Origin of the sequence: Xenophilus sp., assembly GCF_044462705.1 — a bacterium.
Taxonomy (GTDB): domain Bacteria; phylum Pseudomonadota; class Gammaproteobacteria; order Burkholderiales; family Burkholderiaceae_C; genus Xenophilus; species Xenophilus azovorans.
Genome location: NZ_JBIQNC010000327.1, coordinates 1 through 3,255, shown reverse-complemented (window position 1 = coordinate 3,255; position 3,255 = coordinate 1). Strand labels below are relative to the sequence as shown.

The window sequence follows — 3,255 nt, the reverse complement described above, 5'->3', positions numbered from 1 at the left end:
TACCGCACGCACGACGGCCGCGTCGGCTTCCTCAACGAGGCCTGCCCGCACCGCGGCGCCTCGCTCGCGCTGGCGCGCAACGAGGACAACGCGCTGCGCTGCATCTTCCACGCCTGGAAGATCTGCGTCTCCGGCGAGGTCCTCGAGGTGCCCAACGAGGCCTCCAACCCGGAGGGCTTTCGCAAGACGGTGGACGTGAAGAACTATCCGGCGGTGGAAGGCGGCGGCCTGGTGTGGGTGTGGCTGGGCCAGGGCGAAGCGCCGCCGGCGCCCAACTTCGAGTGGATGGACCTGCCGCCGGACCAGGCGTACGCATGCGGGCTGGAACTCAACTCCAACTGGCTCCAGGGCGTGGAGGCCACCATCGACTCCTCGCACATCGCCCTGCTGCACCAGAGCCACCTGGAGCACTCGAAGATGGACATGGCGGCCACGCGCGTGAACAGCGCCGTGCGCTACCGCTTCGAGGACACGCCCTACGGCTACCGCGCGGCCGCCCTGCGCGAGGCGGCCGACGGCCACTGCGTGGCGCGCGTCACGGAATTCGTGATGCCCTACTACGGGATGATCCCGCCGATCAACACGGGCGCCGACCAGGACCGCACCGTCATCGTCGCGGTACCGATCGACGACACGCACCTGATCCAGTGGTACATCTTCTACAACACGAAGCGGCCGACGGACTCGATGAAGCGCGCCCAGCGCGCCAACACCTGGCCCATGGCCGGCGGCGTGTGCCACGACCCGGACCTCGCCTGGGGGCAGAACCGCATGCTGATGAAGAACGGCAACCACACCGGCTTCAACGACATCGTGGTGGAGGACTTCGTCACCCAGATCAGCATGGGCCCCATCGTCGACCGTTCGGAGGAATACCTGTGCTCCGCGGACCAGGCCATCATCCGGCTGCGCCGCCACCTGCTGCAGGCGGTCAGGAAGTTCATGAACGACGAGACGCCCGCCAGCGCGCTGCCCGAGGCGCGCGACTATTCCGGCATCACCGCCACCGGCGGCCGGCTGGAATCCGTCGAGAGCGACTGGCGCCACCTGCCCCGCTGACGGGAGACGGCCATGGACTGCAGCGACTCGAAGCAGTGGGTGCGCGCATGCGCCGCCGCCGACGTGAAGCCGGGCGCGCCCAAGGGCGTCAGGCTGGCGGGCATCCCCATCGCGCTCTACCGCCTGGAAGACGGCGTCTACGCCACCCACGACGTCTGCACGCACGCGTACGCCCTACTGTCGGAGGGCTACATCGAGGGCGACGCGATCGAATGCCCGCTGCACGGCGCGCAGTTCGACATCCGCAGCGGCAGGTGCCTGGCCGTCGCGACCGCCGACCTCTCGACCTACGAGGTGCGCGTCGAGGACGGATCGCTGCTGGTGAAGGTGCCCGCCGACGCCGGGGCGGACGCGCCATGACCTGCGCCGGGGGCCGCCGCCGCCGCGTCGTCATCGTCGGCGGCGGACAGGCGGCCGGCGCGGCGCTCAGGACGCTGCGCCAGCTCGGCTACGCGGGGCCGGTCGCGCTCGTCAGCGACGAGACGCACCTTCCCTACGAACGGCCGCCGCTGTCCAAGGAGTACCTCTGGGGCAAGGAGCACGCACTGCGCTGGATCGCACCCGACGCCGGCGCGAGCGCGCGCTGCGCGATCGGCCGCACCGCGGTCGCCTGCGATGGCGCATCCAGGACGATCGCGCTGGACGACGGCACCACCCTGCCCTACGACGTGCTGCTGCTCGCCACCGGCGGCATGCCCCGCCGGCTGTCGGTGCCCGGCAGCGGGCTGGCCGGCGTCCACTGCCTGCGCAGCGCGGCCGACGCGGCGGCGCTGCGCGGGTCCATCGCGCGCTGCGCGCAGCAGCAGCGGGCGCTGCTCGTGGTGGGCGGCAGCTGGATCGGCCTGGAGGTGGCTGCGGGCGCGCGAGAGGCGGGCGTCGAGGTCATCCTGGCCGAGCAGGGAGAGCGGCTGTGCGGCCGCACGCTGCCTGCCGCGGCGGCGGACTGGCTCCACGATCTCCACGTCGCCCGGGGCGTGGACCTGCGGCTGCGCACGTCCGTGGTCCGCCTCGATGGCGAGGATGGCGCAGTGCACAGCGCGCAACTGTCGGACGGCGCGCGGGTGCAGGTCGGCGCCGTCGTGGCGGGCATCGGCATCAGCCCCAACCTGTCGCTGGCGCAGCAGCTCGGGCTGCACGTCCGCTCGGGCATCGTGGTCGACCGCCACGGCAGGACGTCGGCGCCGCACGTCTACGCCGCCGGCGACGTCGCCGAGCAGGCGTGCCCCTGGCACGGCGCCGGCATCCGCATCGAGACCTGGGACAACGCGAACCGCCAGGGCGAGGCGGCGGCGCGGCACATCGCGTCGCTGGACGGCGCGGGCGCCGCGCCCGACGCCGCCGGCCACGCCGCGCCCCCGTGGTTCTGGTCGGACCAGTACGGCGTGAACCTGCAGGTGCTGGGCGCACCCACCTGCGGCGACGAGGTGCTGGCCGACCGGACAGACGGGACCGGACGGCTCTTCGTCCATCTGCGCGACGGCACGGTCGTCGGCGCCGTGGGCATCGACCGGCCGCGCGACATGCGCCGGCTGCGCAAGCTGCTGGCGCAGCGGCCGGCATGGCAGGCGCAAGACCTGGCGGTCGAGGGCTTCTTCTAGGGCCTGTTATTGGCAACAGGCCCTAGAGCGCAAGCGCCGCCTGCAGCCGCTTCACGACGCGGCGCGCCTGCACCTGCGAAGCGATGTTGGTGAAGCCCATCAGCAGGCCCTGCTCGTGCACGGACGCGCAGCGCTCCGACAGGGCCTGCGCATTCAGCCCTGCCGCCTGTGCCCGCCGGGCCAACGCGGCATCACTTTCCTGCGCGCCGGGACAGCGCGCGATCAGGTGCATGCCGCCGCCTTGCAGGGCCACGGCGACGGCATCGCCGAAGACCTGCTGCAGGGCCTGCTCCAGGAGGGCGCGGCGGCGCGCGTAGAGCAGGCGCATCTTGCGCAGGTGGCGCGCGAAATGCCCCTCGCGCATGAAGTCCGCCACGATCGCCTGCATGAGCTGCGGGCAGCCGTTCGAGCCGGCCCGCAGCGCGGCGTCGAACGCCTGGCACTGCCGCTGCGGCACCACCAGGTAGCCCAGCGCCAGGCCCGGGTACAGGCTCTTGGAGAAGCTGCCGGCATACAGCACGCGGTCGTGGCCGTCGAGGCTCTTGAGCGCCGGCAGCGGCGCGCTCGCGTAGTGGTACTCGCCGTCGTAGTCGTCCTC

4 protein-coding genes are annotated in these 3,255 nt (G+C 72.4%); 3 read left to right on the top strand and 1 reads right to left on the bottom strand.

Annotated features, from left to right (window positions below; translation table 11 throughout):
• From ACIY1X_RS25645 to ACIY1X_RS25635, 3 genes are all read left to right on the top strand, one after another.
• The coding region (locus ACIY1X_RS25645) for a Rieske 2Fe-2S domain-containing protein (RefSeq protein WP_399686304.1) at positions 1–1,059 on the top strand (1,059 nt) is incomplete at its 5' end.
• Positions 1,060–1,071: 12 nt separating this feature from the next.
• Positions 1,072–1,419 (top strand): non-heme iron oxygenase ferredoxin subunit, encoded by a 348-nt coding sequence (locus tag ACIY1X_RS25640; RefSeq protein ID WP_399686301.1) that lies wholly within the window; start codon positions 1,072–1,074, stop codon positions 1,417–1,419.
• Entirely contained in the window at positions 1,416–2,657 is a 1,242-nt protein-coding gene (locus ACIY1X_RS25635) for an NAD(P)/FAD-dependent oxidoreductase (protein WP_399686298.1), read from the top strand. Before ACIY1X_RS25640 ends, ACIY1X_RS25635 begins: the two co-directional genes overlap by 4 nt.
• A gap of 22 nt (positions 2,658–2,679) precedes the next feature.
• Here ACIY1X_RS25635 and ACIY1X_RS25630 read toward each other — a convergent pair.
• Positions 2,680–3,255 (bottom strand): aminotransferase class I/II-fold pyridoxal phosphate-dependent enzyme (locus ACIY1X_RS25630; RefSeq protein ID WP_399686295.1); only part of this gene is annotated, 576 nt, incomplete at its 5' end.